Consider the following 24,839-nt stretch of genomic DNA (forward strand, 5'->3'; position numbering starts at 1 on the left):
TTATCCTAATGATTCGATCTTAAAAGGAATGCTTATTGACAGAAGGCCGCTTCTATGTCGGAAGCATTGCTTGCGAGCCGCATTTAATCTAGAGAGAGCGTGTAGCGCAACGAGAACAAATCGAGGCCCGCCATGTTGTCGGCTTGACGCGAAGTGAGCCTCCATCCGCGCGACTCGTAAAAGCCGATAGCCGCCGCGTTGTCTTCCAGCACGTAAAGATGCAGTTCGCGCGCGCCACGTGTGCGCGCCCAGCGTGCGGCTTCGGCGAGCATCGCGGTCCCGGCGCCAAGGCCTTTGTGCCCCGGCAGCGCATGCAGATTGTCGACGAGCACGCTGCCCGTGTCGTCCGGTTCGACGAGACATACGAAACCCACCGGCTCACCCGCATGTTCGGCGATCAGCACGCGACCCGCGCCGGCCTCGATTTCCCGCATACGGGTTTGCCAGTGCGCGGCGCGCTCGGCGTGAATATCCCGATCGAGATAGACATCCGGCACGATGCCGCGATAGGTGGCCACCCAACTGCGCGTGTGCATCGACACGATCAGAGCGGTGTCGGCCGGCGTTGCGGTCCTGAAAACGATAGCTGAATTTGTAGGCTTGGAGATAGGCATATGTAAGCTATTGTTAATCTTCTTTTGAGTGATGTTGACCGAAGTTGCGTGCAGAGAAACGTCCGCAGGCGTTAAGATTGAGGCACTCGTGAATTTACAAAAGAATTACGGGTAAACCCTAATCAAGCGAAAACCCTTCGCCACCGGCCAGAAGCGGTTCGCGAACCGCGATGCGTCGTTCAGCCTGATTCGAGAAAGTCCATGTCCACGACTCACGTTGCACCCGCCAATGAATCGAAGTTCAAGACGGTTTTCCGCGTCGTCAGCGGCAACTTCCTTGAAATGTACGACTTCATGGTTTACGGCTATTACGCCTCCGCCATCGCCAAAACCTACTTCCCGAGCGGCAACGAGCTCGCCTCGCTGATGCTCGCGCTGTCCGTATTCGGCGCAGGCTTCCTCATGCGTCCGGTCGGGGCGATCGTACTCGGCGCGTACATCGACCATCACGGGCGGCGCAAGGGCCTCATCCTCACGCTGATGCTGATGGCTATCGGCACCGCCTGCGTCGCGCTCGTGCCGGGCTACGCCACCATCGGCGCGATCGCACCGATCATCGTGCTTCTCGGGCGGCTTCTGCAGGGCTTCTCGGCGGGCGTCGAGCTCGGCGGCGTGTCGGTGTATCTGTCCGAGATCGCGACCAAGGGCAACAAGGGCTTCTATTGTTCATGGCAGTCGGGCAGCCAGCAAGTGGCCGTCGTGTTCGCCGCGCTCATCGGCGTGGTCATGAACCAGTTGCTGCCGGCCGACCAGATGACCGCGTGGGGCTGGCGCGTGCCGTTTTTGATCGGCTGCCTGATCGTGCCGTTCCTCTTCATCATCCGCCGTTCGCTGCGTGAGACGGACGAGTTCCTGGCGCGCAAGCATCGTCCCGGCATGGCCGAGATCGCGCGCTCGATCGCAACAAGCTGGCCGATCGTGCTCGCGGGCATGGGCATGGTCATCATGACGACCGTGTCGTTTTACATGATCACCGCCTACACGCCGACCTTCGGCAAGGAAGTGCTGAAGCTGTCTTCCATCGATGCACTCGTCGTCACCGTATGCGTCGGGCTCTCCAACCTCGTCTGGCTGCCTGTCATGGGCGCGTTGTCGGACCGCATCGGGCGTCGTCCGGTGTTGCTGTTCTTCACCATTCTGACCATTCTCACGTCGTATCCGGCCGTGCAATGGCTCGTCGCCGATCCATCGTTCGGGCGGCTTCTGATCGTCGAACTGTGGTTGTCGTTCCTCTACGGTAGCTACAACGGCGCGATGGTCGTGGCGCTCACGGAAGTCATGCCGGTCGACGTGCGCACCACCGGCTTCTCGATGGCCTACAGTCTCGCGACGACCATCGGCGGCTTTACGCCTGCCATCTCGACCTATCTGATTCACTCGACCGGCAACAAGGCCGCGCCGGGCTTGTGGATGGGTCTCGCGGCCATCTGCGGTCTGATCGCCACGCTCGTGCTGTATCGCTCGCCGGAAGCGCGCAATCAGTACAAGACAGCCTGACGTCCGTAGCTGGCTGAAATAAAAATCCCTCGTCGCGGCGAGGGATTTTTTTGCATCGACGATACCTGCGGGCATCACTCGCGCAGTGCCGCCACGACCTTTTCGACCACGCCGTGCCAGTCGCCGGGCACGTGCTGCCGCACGAGCCGCGCGCGCGGATACCACACGCATGTCGCGCCGCTGATACCCCAGCGCCAGTCGGCCGCGAACGGCAGCATGACGATGACCGGTTTGCCCAGTGCGCCGGCCAGATGCGCGATCGAGGTATCGATCGACACCACGGCGTCGAGTCGGTCGACGATGGCGGCGGTATCCGCGAAATTTTCCAGCTTGCCTTCGAAGCGATGCGCCGACTTTGCGTTCGGATGCTTTTGCAATGTGTCGCGCTCGTGTTCGGTGAGAAACGGCTGCAGCACGACCCAGTCGATGCCTTCGAGCGCCAACAGCGGCGCGAGCGCTTCGACCGGCATGGAGCGCGTTTCGCCCGGCTGCAGCCGTCCCGACCACGCGATGCCGATCTTGCGCTTCGCCTGCCCGCCGATCGACCCGCGCCACTTCCGGCGATAGTCGGCCGGAATCACGAGATAGGGCGTGCGCGCCGGGATCGCCTCGGGCGTCGTCATGCCGAGCGCGAGCGGCAGGCTGAGGAGCGGACAGAATGCATCGGCGACGATGCGCACGCCTTCCGTCCTGCCGACGAGCTCGATGCGCGCCGCGTGTGCCGCCGGCGCGATCAGCGGCACCAGCGACGCTTGTACTTCGAGCACGAGCTTGCCGACGCGCTTGGCCGCAAACGCCGCGAGGCGCACGAATTGCAGGGTGTCGCCGAAGCCTTGTTCGGAGCGCACGAGCAGGGTCTGCTGCGGCAGCGGCTCGCCGTTCCAGCGCGGCAGCGGCGGGGCGTCGTCGGCGCCCGGCGTCTTGAGCCGCCATTCGTAAGCGGGCAGGCCGCGCTCGTAATCGCCGAGCGCGAGTAGCGCGAGACCACGGTTCAGATGCGCGGCGGGCATGTGCGGGTCGAGCCGCAACGCCTGATCGAATGCGCGGATCGCCGCGGCGGGCGATGCGAGCGCGAGCTGCGAATTACCGAGACACAGCCACGCCACGCCGTACTTCGGGTCCAGCCCGACCGCGCGCTCATAGCTCACGACCGCTTCGTGGTGGCGATTGAGCTTGGCAAGCACGTGGCCAAGTCCGAAGTGCGCCGGGGCAAAGCGCGGCTGCAAGCTGAGCGTCTTGTGCAGCGCGGGAAGCGCTTCTTCTGGGTGCCCGGTCTTGTCGAGCAGATTGCCCAGGTTGAAATGCGCGGCGACATAATTCGGCTCCGCGTCGATGGCCGCGCGAAAATGCGCGACCGCGCCGACCGAGTCGCCGAGTGCGTTGAGCGCCATGCCGAGATTGTTGTGCGCGCCCGCGTGGCGCGGCCGTAAATCGAGCGCGCGGCGAAACGCGCGCGCGGCATCCGCATGACGATCAAGCGACGCCAGCGCGTTGCCGAAGTTGTTCCACGCGGCGGCGTCTCGTGGCTGCAGACGCAGCGCTTTCTCGAAGGCATCGGCGGCGTCTTCATGGCGGCCGACCGCCGTGTACGCGTTGCCGAGGTTGTACTGCGCGAGTGGAAAGCCCGGTTCGAGCGTGAGCGCGTTACGAAAACGCTCGATGGCGTCGTCGATACGGCCGAGCGCCTTGAGCGCGTTGCCCAAGTTGAGTTGCAGACCGGCATCGGTCGGACGCAGGTCTACCGCGCGGCGCACGAGAGAAGCCGCTTCCTCGTGCTGGCCTTGTTGATGGCGCAGCACGCCGAGGTAGTGGAGCGCGTCGACGTGAAGGGGTTCGGCGGCGAGCGCGGCCTGATAGTCGCGCTCCGCCTCGGTCAGGCGGCCGTCACGATGGGCCGCGAAGCCGCGGGCAAATACGGTGTCCATGACGGGAAGTTTGTGCAAAACACACGTATTTTCCCACACTGGCCCGAGCGATTTCCGCCTGTACGGTTGACATGTCGCGTCGATGGTCCTTAACATGTGAACACCTATTCATATGTTGACGATCAAGTCGTGGCTTCGACTCCACTGAATCCTGCTGGCGGCATCACTTCGGATGACCGCGTCGTACCGCTTGCCGACCTGTTTCGCTTGCTTGGCGACCCGACGCGCTTGCGCATCGTGCTCGCGTGTGTCGCTGAAAGGCGCGCGGTGGGCGCGATCGCGGAGGGGCTCGGGTTGTCGGGTTCGCTCGTGAGCCATCACTTGCGGCTCCTGCGCGCGGCGCGGATCGTGCGGGCCGAGCGGCAGGGCAAGCAGGTTTTTTACGTGGCGGCGGATCGCCATATCAGCGGGATGCTCGGCGAATTGCTGGAACACATTGCCGAGCCGCAGCCGCAGGACGCGACGGATATCGACTGATCGAACGAATCACGGGCACCACGATGAACAAGCAAATGCAGCACGACCACGAAGACCACGATCACGCGGGACATGACCACGCCGGTCACGAGCATGCCGGCGACGACCACGCCGGTCACGACCACAAAGGTCACGACCACAAAGGTCACGACCACGGCGCGGGAGGACATCATCACCATCACGCGCCGCAGGCCGGACAAGGGCGCACGTTCGCGCTGGCAGTCGGCCTGAACGTGCTGATCGTGATCGTGCAGGCCGTCTACGGCTTTCTCGCGCATTCCACCGCGCTGCTCGCCGACGCCGGTCACAATCTCTCCGACGTGCTCGGTCTCTTGCTTGCGTGGGGCGCGGTATGGCTCGGCACGCGCCGGCCGAGCGCGCGCTATACCTTCGGCCTCGGAAGTTCGTCGATACTTGCCTCGCTTGCCAATGCCGCGCTTCTGCTTTTCGCGTGCGGCGCGATCGTGCTCGAAGCCGTCCAGCGTCTGTTGAATCCGGCGCCCGTCGCGGGACTCGACGTATTCATCGTCGCGACGCTCGGCATGGTCGTCAACGGCTTCTCGGCGTGGCTCTTCATGCGCGGCAGCAAGGAGGACCTCAACGTGCGCGGCGCCTTCCTGCACATGGCCGCCGATGCCGCGATCTCCGCCGCCGTCGCCGTGAGCGGCCTCGTCATCCTCTTCACGGGCATGAGCTGGCTCGATCCGGTGATGAGCATCGTCGTGGTCGCGGTGATCGTCTATGGCACGTGGGGCCTCGGGCGCGACGCGATGCGCCTTGCCATGGCAGCCGTGCCGCCGAGCGTGGATCTGGCGCGTATCGAAGGCTATCTGACGCGCTTGCCCGGCGTGCGTAACGTGCACGACCTGCACGTGTGGGCGCTGTCCACCACGGAGAACGCGCTCACCGTGCATCTCGTGATGCCGCAAGGCCATCCCGGCGATGCCTTCGTGCAGGGCGTCGTGACCACCTTGCGAAGCGACTACTCGATGCATCATTCGACCTTGCAAGTGGAACTCGGCATGAGCTGCCACGAGTGCGTACTGCAGCAGGAACGCGCGCACGCGCATTGAAGGCACGGCCGCGCGCGTGCGCCGAGGTCGGCGCCCAGGTCCACCGAGGCGCGGCCACGGCGTACACTCGACAACGTGACGTTTCAGGGAGGACCGCATGTTTGCGCCAAAGCTGAATCCGAACGACAAGCTGGATGTCGCGCCCGTTCTGATCGTCGGCGCCGGTCCCACGGGACTCGCCGCCGCCATGAGCCTTTCGCGCGCGCATATCCCCGTGCGGCTCATCGACCGCGCGCACGAGCGCTCGCCGTATTCACGCGCCATCGGCATTCAGGCGCGCACGCTCGAACTGCTGGAACAGCATCGCGTCGTCGAGCCGTTTCTCGAACTCGGGCACCGCTCGCGGGTGGCGAACCTCTATTCGAACGGTCAGCGCCTCGCGCGGCTCGACTTCGATCCGCTGCAGACGCGCTATCCCTATCTGCTGTTTCTCGATCAATCCGAAACCGAACGCCTGCTTGCCGGGCATCTCGAAAGCCAGGGCGTGACGATCGAGCGCGGCGTCGAACTCGTCGATTTCAATCAGGGCGCGGCGGGCGTGCAAGCCACCTTGCGACACGCCAATGGCCGCGATGAGATCCTGCGCCCGTCCTACATGATCGCTGCCGATGGCTCGCATAGCTTCGTGAGGCATCGGCTGGATATCGGTTTCGACGGCAAGACGTTCGACCAGACCTTCCTGCTCGCCGACCTGCAGGCCGATTCCGACTGGCCCGACGACGAACTCCATATCTTCGCGTCGGGCGAAGGCCTCGCCGCGCTCTTTCCGATGAGCGATGGCCGCGCGCGTCTCATCGCCGACTTGCCCGCGCCCGTCGACGACAAGGAGAAGGCAGGGCCCACCATCGAGGAATGCCGCGCGATCGTCGAGCGGCGCGTGCATCATCGCGTCACGCTGTCGGATCTCACGTGGTCGGCGTACTTTCATGTCAATAGCCGCATGGTGGATCGTCTGCGCGTGGAGCGCATTTTCCTCGCGGGCGACGCCGCTCACGCTCATAGCCCCGCAGGCGCGCAAGGCATGAACACGGGCATTCAGGAAGCGTTCAATCTCGGCTGGAAACTCGCGCGCATGCTCGCGGGCGGTGCACCCGAACGCCTGCTTGACAGCTATCACGCGGAACGGCATCCGATCGAGCGCGACGTGCTGCGTCAGTCGAACATGCTGTTGCAGATGGCGGGCGCGGAACACGGCCCGATGAAGCTCATGCGCGATCACGTCATGCCGATGCTCGCCGCTATCGGCCCGTTGCGCGATGCCATGCGGCGCACGGTGAGCGAGCTTTCGATCAACTATCGCAAGAGCCCGCTCACGCTGGAACGTCTACTCGATGGCGGTCCGCGCGCCGGCGAACGCGCGCCCGATGCACGCGTGCATGTCGTCGATGGCCCGCTCGGCCGCTTGCCGGCCGTCGGCTGTCTCTACGACCTGCACGATCCGGGCTGCTTCTCGCTGTTCCTGCTGCTGAACCCGTCGGGCGAGGACGACATCGCGCTGGCGCCGGCGACCATCACCGTGGCGCACGCGATGCGCGATCCCGACCTCGACGGCCTCGTGCGCTCCATCGAAGCGCTCATGCCGAATGCCGTGCGCGTATGGCGTATCACCGATACGCAAGGCGAAGGTGCGACTTCGCTCACCGACAATTACGGGCGCACGCGTCCCGCGTTCTATCTCGTGCGGCCGGATGGTTATATCGCGGCGCGCGGGCGGGCGCCTTCGGACGTCCACTCGTTGCTGCGCCACTGCGAGACGTGGTTCAGCGCACAGGGCGCGGATAACAACGAGCCGCCCGCGCACGAGTAACGCGAGTAAAACGAAAAACGCCCTGCCGCTCGTGAAAGCGGGCAGGGCGTCGGCCCGACGCCATCGCTAAGGTTAAGCCGCCACCTTCGGCTGAAGATCGTCCTTATGCGCGGTCAATGCCTCGCGCAAAATTGGCAGCATCGACGCGCTCGCCTCCGGATTGTCGAGTGCGGCAAGAATCGCGAGCCGCATGCGCGGTTCCCAGAAGCGGCGTATGTGATCCGCCACGCCATCGACGGCCTCGGGGCGATCCGGCATCGAATCGAAAAACTCGCCGATGCGGTTCGCCATGTCGATCAGGTTATCCACGTCCATGCGTCATTTCCCCGTAGTCGCCGCGACATCGCGCATGTTGAGCAGTTCGAGCTGCTGCGTGTTGAAGCGCGAATATTCCTTTTGCCATTGCGACGGTTGTTCCACCGGCATGACCTGCACCGCCGTGACCTTGTATTCAGGACAGTTGGTGGCCCAGTCCGACGAGTCCGTGGTGATCACGTTCGCGCCGGATTCCGGGAAGTGGAAGGTCGTGTAGACGACGCCCGGCTGCATGCGCTCGGTGATCTTCGCGCGCAGCACGGTTTGTCCCGCACGCGACTCGATACCAACCCAGTCGCCCGTCTTGATGCCGCGATCTTCCGCATCGACCGGATGAATCTCCAGACGGTCCTCGTCGTGCCACTGCGAGTTTTCGGTGCGACGCGTCTGCGCGCCGACGTTGTACTGCGACAAAATGCGCCCGGTCGTCAGCAGCAACGGATATCTGCGCGTGACCTTTTCCGGCGTCGCCACGAACTTGGTGATGACGAAGCGTCCCTTGCCGCGCACGAATTCGTCGATATGCATGGTCGGCGTGCCTTCCGGCGCACGCTCGTTGCACGGCCACTGAATGCTGCCGAGCTCGTCGAGCTTCTCGTAGGACACGCCGTGAAACGTGGGCGTGAGTCGCGCGATCTCGTCCATGATCTCGGACGGATGCGTGTAGTTCATCTCGTAGCCAAGTGCGCGCGCGAGCTTGATGGTCACTTCCCAATCGCCAAGGCCGGGCAACGGCGGCATGACCTTGCGCACGCGCGAGATGCGGCGTTCGGCGTTGGTGAACGTGCCGTCCTTTTCGAGGAAGGTCGAGCCTGGCAGCAGAACGTGCGCGTACTTCGCGGTTTCGTTCAGGAAGATGTCCTGCACGACGATGCATTCCATCGCCGAGAGCGCGTCGGCGACGTGCTGCGTGTTCGGGTCCGACTGGACGATATCCTCGCCCTGACAATAGAGGCCCATGAAGGTGCCGTGCGCGGCGGCATCGAACATGTTCGGAATGCGCAGACCCGGTTCCGGCTGCAGCTTCACATCCCAGGCTTCCTCGAAGAGGGCGCGCGTCGCGGCATCGCTGATATGCCGATAGCCCGGCAACTCGTGCGGGAACGAGCCCATGTCGCACGAACCCTGCACGTTGTTCTGTCCGCGCAACGGATTCACGCCGACGCCTTCGCGGCCCACGTTGCCCGTGACCATCGCCAAGTTGGCGATGCCCATGACCGTGGTCGAGCCTTGCGCGTGTTCGGTCACGCCGAGACCGTAATAGATCGCGCCGTTGCCGCAGTTCGCGTAGGCGCGCGCGGCTTCGCGCACGAGCTTCGCGGGCACGCCCGTGACGGCTTCCATCGCTTCGGGCGAGTTCTCTTCGAGCGAGACGAAATCGCGCCATTGCTGGAACGCGCGCGTTTCGCAGCGTGCGGCGACGAAGGGTTCATCGACCAGTCCTTCGGTCACGATGGTATGTGCGAGCGAGTTGACCATCGCGACGTTGGTGCCCGGCCGCAATTGCAGATGATGCGATGCCTTCACGTGCGGCGTATCGACGATATCGATGCGGCGCGGGTCGATCACGATGAGTTGCGCGCCTTCACGCACGCGCCGCTTCAGCCGCGAGCCGAAGACCGGATGGCCGTCCGTGGGATTCGCGCCGATCACGATGATGACATCGGATTTCTCGACCGACGCGAACGTCTGCGTACCCGCCGATTCGCCGAGCGTGGACTTGAGGCCGTAGCCGGTCGGCGAATGGCAGACGCGCGCGCAGGTATCGACGTTGTTGTTGCCGAACGCCGCGCGCACGAGCTTCTGCACGAGATAGGTTTCCTCGTTGGTACAGCGCGACGAGGTGATGCCGCCGATGGAATCGCGCCCGTACTTGTCCTGAATGCGGCGGAATTCGCTTGCCGCGTAGTTGATCGCTTCGTCCCACGACACTTCACGCCACGGGTCGGTGATCTTCGCGCGGATCATCGGCTTCTTGATGCGATCCTTGTGCGTGGCGTAACCCCACGCGAAGCGGCCCTTCACGCACGCGTGGCCTTCGTTGGCCTGGCCGTTCTTATTCGGCGTCATGCGCACGACGGTGTTGCCTTTCATCTCGGCCTTGAGCGAGCAGCCGACGCCGCAATACGCACACGTCGTGATGGCCGAATGCTCCGCCTGACCGAGCATGACGACGGTCTTTTCCTGCAAGGTCGCGGTCGGGCACGCGGCGACGCATGCGCCGCACGACACGCACTCCGACTCCATGAACGGCACGTTTTCGCTTGCCGCCACGCGCGATTCGAAACCGCGCCCGGCGATGGTCAGCGCGAACGTCCCTTGCGTTTCCTCGCACGCGCGCACGCAGCGATTGCAGACAATGCACTTCGACGGATCGTAAGTGAAGTACGGATTCGATTCGTCCTTCTTGTCCTTCAGATGGTTCGCGCCTTCGTAGCCATAACGCACTTCGCGCAAGCCGACCACGCCCGCCATGTCCTGCAGTTCGCAATCGCCGTTGGCGGGACAGGTGAGGCAATCGAGCGGGTGATCGGAAATGTAGAGTTCCATCACGTTGCGGCGCAGCGACTGTAGCCGGTCGGTCTGCGTGCGGACCTTCATGCCCGCTTCCACGGGCGTCGTGCACGAAGCCGGATAGCCTCGCTTGCCCTCGATCTCGACGAGACACAGGCGGCACGAACCCCACGGTTCGAGCGAATCCGTGGCGCAGAGCTTGGGCACGTTGATGCCCGCTTCGATGGACGCGCGCATCACCGACGTTCCCGCCGGCACCGTGACCGCCTGGCCATCGATTTCCAGCGTCACGTCGATATCCGCGTGACGCAGCGGCGTGCCGTAATCGGTTTCGTCGAACGGGTCGCGGCGCTGAACCGAGGCCGCGCTCTTGCATGCGCAATTGCCCGAGCCGCAGCCGTTGATGGTGTTGGACATGTTCTTGTCTCCCTTGCTTTAGGCCGCTTTTCGGGCGGGCGTGCGGGGCAGCCCGAAATCTTCGGGAAAGTGATCGAGCGCGGACAGCACCGGGAACGGCGTCATGCCGCCCATTGCGCAGAGCGAGCCCGGCGACCATGGTGTCGCACAGTTCGCGCAGCAGCGTGATCTGTTTCACCGACGTATCGCCGTCGCGAATCTTGCCGATGACCTCTTCACCGCGCGTCGAGCCGATGCGGCACGGCGTGCACTTGCCGCACGATTCGAGCGCGCAGAAGTGCATCGCGTATTGCGCCAGTTCGGCGAGGTTCGAGGTGTCGTCGTGGATCACGAGACCGCCGTGGCCAACCACTGCGCCGACCTTTGCGTATTCCTCGTAGTCGAGCGGAATATCCCACTGGCTTTCCGGCAGATACGTGCCGAGCGGACCGCCCACCTGCACCGCGCGCGCCGGACGGCCGCTCGCCGTGCCGCCGCCGTATTCATGTATCAGTTCGCGCAGGCTCACACCGAACGCGAGTTCGACGAGTCCGCCTTGCTTGACGTTGCCCGCGAGCTGGAAGGGTAGCGTGCCGCGCGAGCGTCCCATGCCGAAGTCGCGATAAAACGCCGCGCCTTTCGCAAAGATGATCGGCACGGTGGCGAGCGTGATGACGTTGTTGATGACAGTTGGCCTGCCGTACAAACCGACGAGCGCGGGCACCGGCGGCTTCGCGCGCACGATGCCGCGCTTGCCTTCGAGCGATTCGAGCAACGCCGTTTCCTCGCCGCAGACATACGCGCCCGCGCCTTTCGCCACGTACAGGTCGAACGCATGCGAGGTGCCGAGCACGCTCGCGCCTCAGCCAGCCGGCATCGCGCGCGCGCTCGATCGCCCGATTCAGGGTGGCGATGGCATGCGGATACTCGCTGCGCACGTAGATGTAGCCCTTGGTCGCGCCCGTCGCCACGCCCGCGATGATCATGCCTTCGATCAGCATGAACGGATCGCTCTCCATGACGAGGCGGTCGGAGAAGGTGCCGGAGTCGCCTTCATCCGCATTGCAGACGATGTACTTCTGGTCCGCATACGCGCCGCGCACGGTTTTCCATTTGATGCCGGCGGGGAATGCCGCGCCGCCGCGTCCGCGCAGGCCGGAATCGACGAGCGCTTCGCACACCGCGTCGCCGTTCATGTCGAGCACTTGGCGCAGGCCCGCAAGTCCGCCGAGCGCGGTGTAATCGTCGATGGAAAGCGGGTCCGTGATACCGATGCGCGCGAACGTCAGCCGCTGCTGCTTCTTGAGGTACGGAATGTCGTCGACCAGGCCGACGTTCTTCGCGTGGACGCCGCCTTCGTGGAAAGAGGCATCGAAGAGGGCGGCGATACCGTCTTCTTCGACATTCGAATAACCGATGCGCCCTTGCGGCGTTTCCACTTCGACGAGCGGTTCGAGATAGAAGAGGCCGCGCGAACCGTTGCGCACGATCTGCACGTCGATGCCGCGCTTGTCCGCTTCGCTTTCGATGGCCTTCGCAATACCTTCCGCGCCCAATGCCAGCGCGGCGGAATCGCAGGGAACGTAGATGCGCGTCATGCCGTCACCTCTGTCTTCTGGCTTTGTTCGCTCGCGGCCTTGTATAGGCGGTCGAACTTCTGCGGCGTGACGCGCGCGTGAATCTCGCCGTTGATCATCATCGACGGCGACAGCGCGCATTGGCCGAGGCAATACACCGATTCGAGCTCGGTGCCTTCGGCATGACCGCTGTCGAAGCGGCATCCGGTATGCCCTTCGATGTGATCCTTCAGCGCTTCGGTGCCCATGCTGCGGCAGGCTTCCGCGCGGCACAACTGCACGGTCACGCGCGCGGGCGGCGCGCTTCGAAAGTGATGGTAGTACGTGATCGTGCCGTGAACCTCCGCACGCGACAGCGACAGGACGCGCGCCAGCGGCGCGACGACTTCTTCCGGCACGAAGCCGGTTTCGTCCTGGATGGCATGCAGGATGGTCATCAAGGTGGCGTCGTGTACCGCATGGCGGCGCACGAGGTCTTCAGCGGCAGCGGCGGACAACGGCTGCGTGTGTGTCATGGGGCTCCTCCAACGCTCGGTATATGTTTTATTAGTGCATATTTCGATCATATAATCGTAAGCACCGAGCAGGTAAAAGAACAATAGGCGTCGTGATATATCTTGGCAATAGGAAGGGGCAATGCATATGGTCGATGTCGAATGCCGCGCCGAACTCATCCTCCGCGACGCCGATGGCCGGGAGACCAGCCTGAGCGCGGTTGTGCCGCTTTTGAAGCTCGTCTCTCAGACTGGCAGCATCGCGAATGCCGCGAGCGCTAAGGGTTTGTCCTATCGGCATGCGTGGGGTTTGTTGCGCGAAATCGAGGCGCGGCTGGGCGGCGCGCTGATCCAAAAATCGCGCGGACGCGGGTCGGTCTTGTCGGAACTTGGCGAGTCCGTGTTGCGTGCGCAGCGCGTTTGCGGCGACCGGCTCGAAACGCCGTTGCAGTCCGTCGCAAGCGATGTCGCCAATGAACTCAATCGCAAACTCGCCAGTGGTCTCGCGCAAGTGCGCATTCATGCATCGCACGGCTACGCGGTCGCGACGCTCGTGCACGCGCTCGGCGAACAGCGCGTGCCGGTGGACATCAAATACCGCGAAAGTTACGAAGCCGTGAGTGCGCTGGCTCGCGGCGAGTGCGAACTGGCGGGATTTCATCTGCCGATCGGCCCGTTTCGCGCGACGTGTGCGGAGAGCTATCGTCCTTATCTCGATGCGGGCAAGCATCAACTCATTCGGCTCACGCGGCGCACGCAGGGCCTCTTCGTGCCGAAGGGCAACCCAAAGCGGGTGACGGGACTGCGCGATCTCGCGCGCAGCGACGTGCGCTTCGTGAATCGTCAGCCGGGCTCGGGCACGCGCATGCTGCTCGATTTGTCCTTGCGCGGCGTCGGTGTCGATCCCGATCAGATCAACGGTTACGCGACCACCGAACTCACGCATTCGGCCATCGCCGCGTTCGTCGCAAGCGGCATGGCCGACTTGGGCTTTGGCGTGCAGCCCGCCGCGCAGCACTTCGCGCTCGACTTCATTCCGATCATCGACGAGGACTACTTCTTCGCATGCGAACGCGCGCGGCTCAACGAGGCGCGGCTTGCCACCGTATTGCGCGTGCTACGCAGCGACGCGTTCAACGACAGCGTGGCGCATCTGGAAGGTTACGACCCGGCGCGTTGCGGCTCGCTCGTCGATATCGAAGAAGGTTTGCGCGGCTGAGACACTCGCCGCCGCGCGCGGGAGAAACGAACGGTAAGAAGAAGCCGGCTCGGAAGAAACTGCTGGCGGCGGTGAATTGGGTTAACCTAACGCTTTGCTGTCGACTCAACCCTGTTCCAGACGCGGCTGTCCCGCGCGAAATTCCGCCATGAAACTTACGTTGCTCGCTTCCACCACCGCTGCGCTCGTCGCCGGTGCGTTCTATCTGATTCCCGTTGCGTTTGCCCAGAATTCGCCTGGCGTGCCGGGCGGCGTGCTGCAAGACCAATTCCGCCTCAACGAGCATCCGCAAATGCAGTTTGCGGCTTCCGCGCCAACCGATAAGTATCAAAAGGGCAGCTCGCCCATGCGCCGTCGCGGCGACCTCGGCGACCCGGACGGCTGCAATCTGAAGTGCCCGAAGGACGGCACCAACTGATCGCCATTCTCACTTCTGCGACCGCATTGCCGAATGCCGGACAGCGTGTGCGGTTGCAGCAAAATCTTCCCCTTACCTTCGTGCCATAACCGCTTTGCACTGACGCGACGCGGCAGGACGTGTGCGCGCAGTCACACATGCACTTTCAACGTCTTACGCATCGACTGAAAAACGCTATGTGATGGCGGGCGTTTGGTATGACCTCCGGAGTACCTTATGACGGCGTGCTCCCGTGTGCTGTTTTGCGTGGGCATGGCTCATTAGTCATAAAACACAAAAAACAGGAAGTGCGCTGGCCGCCGGATGATGCGAACCGGCGGGCGGCGACGGGGACCACGATACTTTGGGCAAAGCGTGTGGCCACTGAGCGCACTTCGGATCAGCCGAGGGACTGCAAAATGCGTATTCTCCAGGTCATACTGGCGCCCCGACTATCCGGGGCCGAAGTGCTTGCCAAAGGCGTCGCGATCGGGCATCAGCGATCGGGCCACGACGTCTGCATCGCATCGCTGATGCCGGAACACGACGACTTCAAACACATCAGCGCGGAACTCGGTTCGCACGGCGTGATCTGCCTTTTCCCGACGAAAAACCCCGGCAAGCTCGGACGCTTGCTGTTCTTGCATCGCGCGATCCGTCAGTTCAAGCCCGACATCATCTTCGCGCACGCCACCATTCCCGCGCTCTACGTTCGCGCCTTGCCGACGCGGGTGCCGATCGTCTGGGTCATGCACTCCGGCGCGAACGATTTCGCGAACCGGGCGCTTTTGCGCGCCGAGCGATTGCTGTCGAGCCGGGCGAAGGCGGTGATTGGCGTGTCGCAGAAGAATATCGACAACTACGTGCAAGAAATCGGGCTGCATCCTTCGATGATCGTCGTGCCCAACGGCGTCGATGTCTCCCGTTTCGCCGACGACGCGCAACCGTCCATTCCCGTGGCCGCCAAGCAGATCGTGCAGGTGGGCCGCTACATTCCCGAGAAGAATCAGTTGCAGACGGTCGAAGCGTTCGCGCGCGTCGCGCGCGCCGAGCCGGATGCGCGACTGCTGCTGTGCGGTGTCATCGAAAATCTCGACTATCACAAGGCGGTCGTCGATCTGGTCGCGAAACTCGGGCTTGGCGATCGCGTGAAGATCGAAGGGCCGCAGATGAACGTCGCGCAGATTCTGAAGGCGTCGAGCGTGTTCGCCATGCCCTCGAGCTTCGAGGCGCATAGCATCGGCTTTCTGGAGGCGCTGGCGTCGGGCATTCCGGTGGTCGCGAGCGCGATTGCATCGTTCGCCTTCGCGGGTGGTTTTCCCGGCGTGCAATTACTCGATACCGCCGACAGCGACGCCTACGGCCACGCCTTGCTCGATGCGCTCAATCAGCCGCGCGCGACGCGCCCGCTCAACGGCCTGACCCTGCAGAGCACGGCGGACAAGTATCTGGCGATCGCGCGGGACGTTCTGAACTTGCGCGTGGGCCTTAGTTGAGCGTCGGCTTGTTGAACAAGTACGCGCCGCATCGGTTGCCCGGTCGGCGCGTTTGATTTGGTGACGACGAACGCGCTTTCACTGCCCCCAGTAAGCCAGCGTCTTGAGCCACAGCGACTCGGAAAACAGCCCTGGCAATTCGCCCCAAATTTTCACCGGCCCGAGCTTGAACGCCGTATCGAATTCGTAGCCGTAGAGACTCGGCGCGCCGCCCGTGTAATAGAACTCGCCGAGCAACGCGTTCGCGCGCTTGAACAGCACCAGCGTGGCGTGATCGTCGTGTTCGGCGACGCGCGCGATTGCGGGCATTGAATCCGCGTAGGACGTATCGGCGAGCGTCGTCGTCTCGATGGCCGGGCCGAACGCCTTGCCGCCTTTCATCGTGAAGACGCGCGTGCTCGCGCTGTCCCCACGCGGTTCGAGCACGGCCAGATCGTCGATGCCGTCGCCATCGATATCGCCCGCCACGACCTTGGCGAACGGCGCGCGCAACTGCGCATAGACGTTCGTGCGATAGCTCGGCGCGAAGGCGCTTCCGTCACTCGCGAATTGCGAGAGCGCGAGCGCGCCGTCGATATTCTCGATCGCGAGAAGCCCCACGTGCTTCGATTGCGCGACGCGAGCCGGCATGAAACGCGCGCTCTGACTCAACTGGCTCGCCTTTAACCACAGCGCAGGCGCGTTCGCCGTCGCGCCGCCCGACGTCAGCACCCAGAGGTCGAGCCCCGCGTCCTTGCTTTTCTGCGCGATCATCACGTCGGCGCGGCCGTCGCCGTTGAAATCGCCTGCCACGTATTGCTGCGCGATTTCGGGCGTCCATGCCGCGCTCGTCTGAAACCACAAACGGGGCGCCTCGAAATGCGTGCCGGCGCTTTTTAAAAGCCAGAACGCGGTGCCGCCGTTGCGCGGCGTGATCGCCATCAGATCGGCGCGGCCGTCGCCATCGAAATCGCCCAACAGAAAGCGCGCGCTGTCGAAGCAAAGCGAATCGGCATTGCAGGTCGGCGCGGTGGCTTGCGGGTCGAACGGCACGGCGTTCAGAAACCACGGCGACGCCCGGTCGAAGCGCGACATTTCCGCCACCCAGACGTTGAAGCCGGGCCCGTCCTTGCGCCGCTGCACATACACGGTGCTGTCGCGGCCTTCGCCACGAACGTCGCCGAAGAGGGCGCCTTCCTGCCGCGTGTCCGTCCACACCGTTTGCGATGACGGCGACCAACGATACTGCGCCGTCAGCATCGAACAGCGGCTTGCCGTCAGTAAGTCGTTTTTCTCGCCGAGACAGTGATCGAGCGGTGTGTACACGAAGCCGAAGTCCCACGGCGTCCAGTGCTGTACCGCGCTTTCCGGCTTGCAGCTTTCCTCGACAAGCCCGTTTTCCCGTTCCGCGATACACCCGCGCGTCGCCGCGCTCACGAAGAGCGCATCGTTTTTAGCGCCCGGCGCGGCGGGCAACTGTTGCCAGAACCAGTTTTGCGTCGCGGCGCCTGTGCATGCGGCGAGCGTCGGTGCCTTACCCGCACCGGCCGATGTCAGGCAGCGGCTCGAGTATTCGTTGACGAGCTGGAACGGGCGCAACTGGAACTCCGGACCGGCGTCGTTCGCATGGGCCATGCTCCAGTAGCGGCGCGCGACCCAGTTGCCGTCCCACATGTACTCGCCGAAGACGTGACCGGCGTCGTTGCCATCGATCGCGAAATAGCTGCCGACGACATCGCGCTTTCGCAGCGTCTGCGCGGCGTCGAGATTCTTCGGCAAGCCGCCCGTCGGATAGGTGACGTGATAGCCGATCGGCACATCGCGCTTCAGGCTCTGCGCAACCACACGCGTGATGCGCGCCGCGAGAATGTGATCCGGATGCTCCATGAAGGCGACCGTATCCGGATTGAGCGTGTAGATTTCCGTAGCTTGCGAGAGGATCGCGCGCAACGTCGCGGAAAGGGCGGCGCGGTCGTAAGTGGTCGAACCGGTGCCGTCCGCTTGCAGCGGATAGGTATTGAGCGTCTGCCCGCGATCCCACAGCAGACCGAGCGGCACCTTGCCGCCGCGCACACCGCCGCCGGGCAACCGCAATTCGAGCAGCTTCACGCGCGGCTGCTGCGTAAGCACGAGCTGATGCACGGGCTTCCCCGCGAGCATCACTGTCGATTCTTGCCATTTGTCCGGCACGCCTGCCATGCGCGCATAGGCGAGCTTCGTGCCGGTCTCGCGAAGCACGACGTAATCGAACTTCGCACCGTTTGCGCCGCCGATCAGGTGAACCGTCGTCACGCACCAGCCGGCGTCGAGCTTGTCGCTGATGCCGGGATTCACGAAGAGGAGATCGTCGTCCAGGTGGGCGACTACCGTAATGAGAGTGCCCGCGTGGCAATCGGCGACGGGCGGGGCCGCGCGGGCGCCAGCCGGGAGGAGCGCGCCGCATAGCGCCCACATCAAAGAAAGAATCAGATTGCCGATCCACCGTCTCGCTATGCTTCTGCGCATGCTTTCCCCGTAAGCGCTTATCGACGCGCCGATCGTCGACAGAATAAAGCAGAAGATTGCCGTGCGAACGAGAAATCGGTCAGTGGCCGAGCGAACATGAATGGGGCTGACGCGTCCAATCTCGCGGCACAGAAGGGCATCGCCTTGCGCCGGGCTTACGTGCATCAAGATAACTGCCGTAAGGCAGCGTTTTAGGACCGCTCTGATTCGAACAGTACTGGCCGCCGACTATTCTCTCGTCCGTAGCCGAGGTTGTCTCTGCCAGAGCTACGTCTCTCAAGGATGTTTGCCCCGCCCCGCGCGGGGCTTTTTTTTGGCTACTGGTTTCGCGGATGCGCTTATTCGCGCGGGTTGGCGAGCCGTGGCAAGAAAAAACCCGCGGTGCTTTCGCATGCGCGGGTTTCAAATGGGGTGGTGGAGGCGGCGGGAATCGAACCCGCGTCCAGAAGCACTCTACGAACAGTTCTACATACTTAGTTCTATCTTTTGATTTAACCGTAGCAACGCGGACGAACACGCTTCGCTACAGCGATTCACTAAATTTTCGACTTTGGCGTCGTGACGCCGACAAAGCTTAACTGACGTATATGACCTCTCGTGGTATTGCTACCCTAACCCGTCAGTAAGTTAGTGAGAGGACGGCGGCCCTTAGGCTGCCAGTGCGAACGTTTCGTCGTTTGCAGTTACGTTTTTCCCATTGATTAACGAGGTGACGGGTCCTCGGTATGCCCTGACCGCTTCGCAACCCCTGTCGAAACCAGGTCGCCCCCAAGCAGAACGGGGATTATCCCATGAAAAGCCATGTGAGGCGAACCGCGGCCACTTTCAAGCGATATCGCGCAGCAATTGCTGCAGTTCTTCTGGCGTGTCCACTACGTGAGTCGCGTGCCAGCGGTGCGGCGGAATGTCGTCGCCGCAATAGCCATAGGCCGCCGCCACGGTGATCATGCCGGCTGCAAAGCCTGCCTGAACGTCGCGCAAGTCGTCGCCGACATAGACGATTCGCTCCGGCGCCACATCCAGTAATTCGGCCGCGTGCAGAAGCGGCGCGGGATGCGGCTTCGAATGCGCCGTCGTATCGCCACAAACGAGACAACCGGCCCGCTTATCCAGTCCGAGCAGGGCGACGAGCGGTTCGGCGAAGCGCGTCACCTTGTTTGTCACGATGCCCCAGCGCACGCCGCGTGCATCGAGCTGATCGAGCAACTCGGTGATGCCGGGAAACAGCGTCGTTTCGATACACAAATCCGCTTCGTAGTTGGCGAGAAACTCATCGCGCATCGCCGCGAAATCGGGATGCTCGGGGCTGATCTCGAACGCGCCGCCCAACAACCCGCGCGCACCCGCCGATGCGTAAGGCCGCAGGGTTTCGAGGGGGCGCATTTCGAGTCCGCGATCGTGCCGCATCTTGTTGACGGCCGCGACGAGATCGGGCGCAGTATCGGCGATGGTGCCGTCGAGATCGAACAGTACGGCCTGGCAAAGCCCGAGCGAATCGCCCTCGGCGGCGCGCTGGGGCAGCGGGGTGGGATCGTCAGGCAGGGGCGTCGTCTGGACAACACCGTTCTGGTCTTCTTGGGTCATGGCGTCAGGCTTCCCGGCGGCAGGCCATCATGTAGTTGATGCTCGTGTCAGTAGACAGCCCGAAGTGGCGCGAGAACGGACGGTAGGTGATGCCTTTGATGTCGACCGGCAAGAGCGACGCCGTGCGCGCGAAGGTAGCGAGTTCGGACGGCTTGATGAAGCGCGCGTAGTCATGCGTGCCGCGTGGCAACATGCGCGCGATGTACTCCGCGCCGATCACGGCGAACATATACGCCTTCGCGTTGCGATTCAGCGTAGAGAAGAAGACCCAGCCGCCTGGCTTGACCAGCGCGGCGCACGCGGCAACGGTGCCCGCCGGATTCGGCACGTGCTCGAGCATTTCCATGCAGGTCACGACGTCGTAGGAAGCGGGTTCGCGCGCGGCCAGCGCTTCGGCTGCGATCTCCTCGTACGCCACCTCCACGCCGCTTTCCAGACTATGCAGATCCGCGACGCCAAGCGCACTCGACGACAAGTCGATGCCCTTGACCTTCGCGCCACGCGCCGCCATCGATTCCGACAAAATGCCGCCGCCGCAGCCGATGTCGAGCACCTGCTTGCTCATCAGATGCGCGTGCGCATCGATCCAGTCGAGCCGCACCGGGTTCAATTCGTGAAGCGGTTTGAACTCGGCGTTCGGGTCCCACCAGCGATGCGCAAGCTCGCTAAATTTCTGCAGTTCGTGGGGATCGACGTTGGTCATATTCTCAATTGCCCTTCTAAGTCGTGAATCGTTAAGGATCGAGTATATAGGCGCGGGAAAAGGGCGGCAAAAAGCTGAAGTGACGCGTCGCCGACAACTCGCTCGTTCCGTGCCACAGCCTTCGAGGCCGCCTGCGCCGGGGCCACGGTCATTGCGCTTTATTCGATGCGCGCATCTCACGGAGATTCACGAAAATCGCAGGCATAAAAAAACCCCCGCCGAAGCGGGGGTTCGATCCTGCGGCAATCAGCGCAATTACTGCGGCTGACGCGTCGTGCCGACAACTTCGACTTCCACGCGACGATCCGGTGCGAGGCAGGCGATGAGTTGCTTGCGGTTCTTCTGGTTGCAGCCCGTGGTGACCGGGTTGCGCTTGCCCTTGCCTTCCGTATAGATACGGTTGGCTTCGATGCCCTTGCTGACCAGGTAAGCCTTGACAGCTTGCGCACGGCGCAGCGACAGACGGTCGTTGTACTTGTCCGAACCAATGCGGTCGGTGTAGCCGGTAGCGACCACGACTTCCAGGTTCAGCGCGCCGATCTTCGATGCGAGATCGTCAAGCGCGGTCTTGCCAGCCGGCTTCAAAACTGCCTTGTCGAAGTCGAACAGAGCGTCAGCTTGATAGGTGACCTTCTGGCTTTGGATAACCGGGGGCGGCGGAGCGACCGGTGCGGGCGGCGTCGGCGCGACTGCGACCAGAGCGCCATCGCACTTCGCGTTGGCCGTGGCCGGGGTCCAGAATGCGTCGCGCCAGCAGAGTTCGTTCGTGCCGTTCATCCACACATACTCGCCCGTGCCGTTCACCCAGTTGTCGTTCACGGCTTGTCGCGAGGCCGGCACCGATTGCGCCGAGGCCGATGCAGCCATAACTGCGGTAGCTGCAATGAACGCGAGCTTTGAAAGTTTATTCATATTTCTCCTCTCGAAATTGAGATTACCGCAGGTTTACTGCGAGCCTGTAGACAAAGACAAGTCATACATTGCTCGGAGTATAACATTCCCTACGGAACAAAACGCGGCTGTGTAGACTTCGAGCAGTGTCTAACTTTGTGCGTTGGCATTTTGCCATATCGTTCCCTTGCAACGATAAAAATATCCCCGCACCCTCTGCGCCCGCAACCTTATGTGGTGCATGCGCAACAAGAAAGGGACAGGAGCCGGTCTTGGCCGCGGAAGGCGCGAAACGTGCGCACTTTATGTGCCCGCGAGCCAATATCTGCGTATCTTTATCGTCGGGTTTGTACTGCTTTGGCAAAACGACGAGGCGGCATCATAGCCCGCCTAAGTGACGAAATCAGTGAAACGTTCCCTGGTTTTTGTAAGTAATTGGAACAAGTGCATCTATCCCTCGTTCCTCAAGGTCGGGAACGGCGGTTGAGCGTCCCATACACTATGTATACGCCGAGCCTCCGGACGCGGATGTCGCGCATGTTAGAATCTTTGGATGCGCTGCGTTCGCAGCGCCGCAGCGTATGGCTTACGCGCCTGGCCGGCGCGGGTCGCGCGGCCGGCGGGCGAGGGCGAAACTCGAGGTAATGTTTTCGAATCGTCGGATCGCGCTGCTGTGTCGCTGCTGCACAGTTCAAGACACGGATAATGGATCAATTCGCCAAAGAGACTCTGCCAATCTCCCTAGAGGAGGAAATGCGCCGCTCATATCTCGATTACGCGATGAGCGTGATCGTCGGGCGAGCGCTTCCCGATGTCCGCGATGGACTGAAGCCCGTACACCGTCGCGCGCTGTATTCCATGCACGAGCTGAACAACGACTGGAATCGCGCGTATAAAAAGTCGGCGCGTATCGTCGGCGACGTGATCGGTAAGTACCATCCGCACGGCGACGCATCGGTGTACGAGACGATCGTTCGCATGGCTCAGCCGTTTTCGCTGCGCTACATGCTGGTGGACGGCCAGGGCAACTTCGGTTCGGTCGACGGCGACAACGCCGCCGCCATGCGTTACACCGAAATCCGCATGGCGAAGATCGGTCACGAACTGCTGGCCGACATCGACAAGGAAACCGTCGACTTTGGCCCGAACTACGACGGCAGCGAAAGCGAGCCGCTCGTACTTCCGGCGCGCATCCCGAATCTGCTGATCAACGGCTCGGCCGGTATCGCGGTCGGCATGGCGACGAACATTCCGCCGCACAATTTGCGCGAAATCGTCGACGCCTGTCTGCATCTGCTCACCACGCCTGAGGCGACGGTCGACGAACTCATCGAGATCGTGCCGGCGCCGGATTTCCCGACGGCCGGCATCATCTACGGCGTCGCGGGCGTGCGCGACGGTTATCGCACGGGGCGCGGTCGCGTCGTCATGCGTGCGACCACGCACTTCGAAGAGATCGATCGCGGCCAGCGCATGGCCATCATCGTCGACGAGATTCCGTATCAGGTGAACAAGCGCACGCTGCTCGAGCGCATCGCCGAACTCGTCAACGAGAAAAAGATCGAGGGCATCTCCGACATTCGCGACGAGTCCGACAAGAGCGGCATGCGTGTCGTGATCGAACTCAAGCGCGGAGAAGTGCCGGAAGTCATTCTGAACAATCTGTATAAGCAGACGCAGCTTCAGGACACTTTCGGCATGAATCTGGTCGCGCTCGTCGACGGCCAGCCCAAGCTGCTGAACCTGAAGGAAATGCTGGAATGCTTCCTGTCGCATCGGCGGGAAGTGCTCACGCGGCGCACGGTCTACGAACTGCGCAAGGCGCGCGATCGCGGACACGTGCTCGAAGGCCTCGCGGTGGCGCTCGCGAATATCGACGAATTCATCGCGATCATCAAGGCCGCGCCGACTCCGCCTGTGGCGAAGCAAGAGTTGATGAACCGTCCGTGGGATTCGTCGCTCGTGCGCGAAATGCTCACGCGCACCGAGACTGAGGCGACGGGCGGGCGTATTGCGTATCGTCCGGAAGGACTGAATCCGGCCTACGGGCTGCAGGAAGATGGGCTCTACAAGCTGTCGGACGTTCAGGCGCAGGAAATTCTGCAGATGCGCCTGCAACGCCTGACGGGTCTCGAACAAGACAAGATCGTCGCCGAGTATCGTGACGTGATGGCGCAGATCGCCGACTTGCTCGACATCCTTGCGCGGCCGGACCGTATCCGTCAGATCATCGTCGAAGAACTGGGCCAGGTACGCGCCGAGTTCGGTGACGAGCGTCGTTCGCGTATCGAGTTGAATGCAACCGAGCTGAACACCGAAGACCTGATCACGCCGCAGGAAATGGTCGTGACCATGTCGCATACCGGCTACGTGAAGTCGCAGCCGCTTTCCGAGTACCGCGCGCAAAAGCGTGGCGGGCGTGGCAAGCAGGCCACGCAAATGAAGGAAGACGACTGGATCGACACGCTTTTCATCGCGAACACGCACGATCACATGCTGTGCTTCTCGAACCGCGGTCGCGTGTACTGGATCAAGGTCTACGAAGTGCCGCAAGGCTCGCGCAATTCGCGCGGCCGGCCAATCGTCAACATGTTCCCGCTGCAGGAAGGCGAGAAGATCAACGTCGTGCTGCCTATCAAGGACTTCTCGGCCGACAAGTTCGTCTTCATGGCCACTTCGCTCGGCACCGTCAAGAAGACGCCGCTCGAAGCGTTCAGCCGTCCGCTCAAGAAGGGCATCATCGCGGTCGGTCTGGATGACGGCGACTTTCTCATCGGCGCGGCCATTACCGACGGCGCGCATGACGTCATGCTGTTCTCCGATTCAGGCAAGGCGGTACGTTTCGACGAGAACGACGTGCGCGCCATGGGCCGCGAAGCGCGCGGCGTGCGTGGCATGCAACTGGAAGACGGTCAGCAGGTCATCGCCATGCTCGTGGCCGGCGACGAAATCCAGTCGGTGCTCACCGCGACGGAAAACGGCTACGGCAAGCGCACGCCGATCAACGAATACACACGCCATGGCCGCGGCACGAAGGGCATGATCGCGATCCAGACTTCCGAGCGCAACGGCCGCGTGGTCGCCGCGACGCTCGTCGAGCCGGAAAGCGAGATCATGCTCATTACGACATCGGGCGTGCTCATCCGCACGCGCGTGTCCGAAATCCGCGAAATGGGGCGTGCAACTCAAGGTGTTACACTCATCAGCCTTGACGAGGGCACCAAGTTGTCGGGACTGCAGCATATCGCGGAGGCGGAAGCCGAAGTGGAAGCAGAAGCTGAAGCACTCGACGAGGGCGACACCGGCACGAACGGCTTCGCCGCCGCGCCGGGCGACTCAGAAAATGATGAAAACGGCGAAGACGCCTGATATTTTT

Annotated in this window: 17 protein-coding genes, 1 other RNA gene and 1 pseudogene; 8 read left to right on the forward strand and 11 right to left on the reverse strand. The window is 62.8% G+C overall.

Features of this window, described 5'->3' with window-relative positions; all coding sequences use genetic code 11:
• Nucleotides 1-83 precede the first annotated feature (83 nt).
• Nucleotides 84-614, reverse strand: coding sequence for a GNAT family N-acetyltransferase (locus P9292_RS30170; RefSeq protein ID WP_309962658.1), 531 nt, complete (start codon nt 612-614; stop codon nt 84-86).
• A 201-nt stretch (nt 615-815) separates the two neighbouring features.
• Here P9292_RS30170 and P9292_RS30175 point away from each other — a divergent pair, with 201 nt between their 5' ends.
• Nucleotides 816-2,111: an MFS transporter gene (locus P9292_RS30175; RefSeq protein ID WP_309962660.1), complete on the forward strand. Its 1,296-nt coding sequence runs from the start codon at nt 816-818 to the stop codon at nt 2,109-2,111.
• Between the two features lie 74 nt (nt 2,112-2,185).
• On the opposite strand, the gene P9292_RS30180 is transcribed toward P9292_RS30175, so the two are convergent.
• Nucleotides 2,186-4,036: a tetratricopeptide repeat protein gene (locus tag P9292_RS30180; RefSeq protein WP_309962662.1), complete on the reverse strand. Its 1,851-nt coding sequence runs from the start codon at nt 4,034-4,036 to the stop codon at nt 2,186-2,188.
• A gap of 129 nt (nt 4,037-4,165) precedes the next feature.
• On the opposite strand from P9292_RS30180, the gene P9292_RS30185 reads away from it, so the two are divergent.
• The 3 genes from P9292_RS30185 to P9292_RS30195 all read left to right on the forward strand — a co-directional run bounded on the left by P9292_RS30185 (nt 4,166) and on the right by P9292_RS30195 (nt 7,393).
• Nucleotides 4,166-4,513 (forward strand): helix-turn-helix transcriptional regulator, encoded by a 348-nt coding sequence (locus tag P9292_RS30185; RefSeq protein WP_244825944.1) that lies wholly within the window; start codon nt 4,166-4,168, stop codon nt 4,511-4,513.
• 23 nt (nt 4,514-4,536) lie between these two features.
• Entirely contained in the window at nt 4,537-5,586 is a 1,050-nt protein-coding gene (locus P9292_RS30190; protein WP_250509363.1) for a cation diffusion facilitator family transporter, read from the forward strand.
• A 97-nt stretch (nt 5,587-5,683) separates the two neighbouring features.
• Nucleotides 5,684-7,393: an FAD-dependent monooxygenase gene (locus tag P9292_RS30195; protein WP_309962665.1), complete on the forward strand. Its 1,710-nt coding sequence runs from the start codon at nt 5,684-5,686 to the stop codon at nt 7,391-7,393.
• A 72-nt stretch (nt 7,394-7,465) separates the two neighbouring features.
• Here the strand turns inward: P9292_RS30195 and P9292_RS30200 are convergent, their stop codons facing one another.
• The 4 genes and pseudogenes from P9292_RS30200 to P9292_RS30215 all read right to left on the reverse strand — a co-directional run bounded on the left by P9292_RS30200 (nt 7,466) and on the right by P9292_RS30215 (nt 12,710).
• On the reverse strand, nt 7,466-7,708 hold the full coding sequence (locus P9292_RS30200) for a formate dehydrogenase subunit delta (RefSeq protein WP_244825940.1): 243 nt from the start codon (nt 7,706-7,708) through the stop codon (nt 7,466-7,468).
• 3 nt (nt 7,709-7,711) lie between these two features.
• On the reverse strand, nt 7,712-10,639 hold the full coding sequence (fdhF, locus tag P9292_RS30205; RefSeq protein ID WP_309962667.1) for a formate dehydrogenase subunit alpha: 2,928 nt from the start codon (nt 10,637-10,639) through the stop codon (nt 7,712-7,714).
• Nucleotides 10,640-10,657: 18 nt separating this feature from the next.
• Nucleotides 10,658-12,216 (reverse strand): annotated as a pseudogene (locus tag P9292_RS30210) (formate dehydrogenase beta subunit).
• Complete coding sequence (locus P9292_RS30215; RefSeq protein WP_309962669.1) at nt 12,213-12,710, reverse strand: NAD(P)H-dependent oxidoreductase subunit E; 498 nt, start codon at nt 12,708-12,710, stop codon at nt 12,213-12,215. The pseudogene P9292_RS30210 and the gene P9292_RS30215 overlap by 4 nt, the downstream one beginning before the upstream one ends.
• A gap of 127 nt (nt 12,711-12,837) precedes the next feature.
• Here P9292_RS30215 and P9292_RS30220 point away from each other — a divergent pair, with 127 nt between their 5' ends.
• The 3 genes from P9292_RS30220 (at nt 12,838) to P9292_RS30230 (ending at nt 15,801) form a co-directional block, all read left to right on the forward strand.
• Nucleotides 12,838-13,908: a substrate-binding domain-containing protein gene (locus tag P9292_RS30220; RefSeq protein WP_250509442.1), complete on the forward strand. Its 1,071-nt coding sequence runs from the start codon at nt 12,838-12,840 to the stop codon at nt 13,906-13,908.
• Between the two features lie 148 nt (nt 13,909-14,056).
• The gene (locus P9292_RS30225) at nt 14,057-14,326 is read left to right on the forward strand and encodes a hypothetical protein (RefSeq protein WP_244825932.1); all 270 of its coding nucleotides are present in this window, start codon (nt 14,057-14,059) and stop codon (nt 14,324-14,326) included.
• A gap of 398 nt (nt 14,327-14,724) precedes the next feature.
• Nucleotides 14,725-15,801 (forward strand): glycosyltransferase family 4 protein, encoded by a 1,077-nt coding sequence (locus P9292_RS30230; RefSeq protein WP_244825931.1) that lies wholly within the window; start codon nt 14,725-14,727, stop codon nt 15,799-15,801.
• Nucleotides 15,802-15,879: 78 nt separating this feature from the next.
• Here P9292_RS30230 and P9292_RS30235 read toward each other — a convergent pair whose 3' ends face one another.
• The 5 genes from P9292_RS30235 to ompA form a co-directional block, all read right to left on the reverse strand.
• Nucleotides 15,880-18,285, reverse strand: a complete 2,406-nt coding sequence (locus P9292_RS30235) for a VCBS repeat-containing protein (RefSeq protein ID WP_309962670.1) — start codon at nt 18,283-18,285, stop codon at nt 15,880-15,882.
• Nucleotides 18,286-18,697: 412 nt separating this feature from the next.
• Nucleotides 18,698-19,055, reverse strand: a transfer-messenger RNA (tmRNA) gene (gene ssrA, locus P9292_RS30240).
• A gap of 55 nt (nt 19,056-19,110) precedes the next feature.
• Entirely contained in the window at nt 19,111-19,869 is a 759-nt protein-coding gene (gene gph / locus P9292_RS30245; protein ID WP_244825929.1) for a phosphoglycolate phosphatase, read from the reverse strand.
• A gap of 4 nt (nt 19,870-19,873) precedes the next feature.
• Nucleotides 19,874-20,572, reverse strand: coding sequence for a bifunctional 2-polyprenyl-6-hydroxyphenol methylase/3-demethylubiquinol 3-O-methyltransferase UbiG (ubiG, locus tag P9292_RS30250; RefSeq protein ID WP_244825928.1), 699 nt, complete (start codon nt 20,570-20,572; stop codon nt 19,874-19,876).
• Between the two features lie 255 nt (nt 20,573-20,827).
• Complete coding sequence (gene ompA, locus P9292_RS30255; protein WP_244825927.1) at nt 20,828-21,484, reverse strand: outer membrane protein OmpA; 657 nt, start codon at nt 21,482-21,484, stop codon at nt 20,828-20,830.
• A gap of 684 nt (nt 21,485-22,168) precedes the next feature.
• On the opposite strand from ompA, the gene gyrA reads away from it, so the two are divergent.
• Complete coding sequence (gene gyrA, locus P9292_RS30260) at nt 22,169-24,832, forward strand: DNA gyrase subunit A (protein ID WP_309962673.1); 2,664 nt, start codon at nt 22,169-22,171, stop codon at nt 24,830-24,832.
• The last annotated feature ends 7 nt before the right edge of the window (nt 24,833-24,839 follow it).

The organism is Caballeronia sp. LZ001 (assembly GCF_031450875.1).
Lineage (GTDB): Bacteria > Pseudomonadota > Gammaproteobacteria > Burkholderiales > Burkholderiaceae > Caballeronia.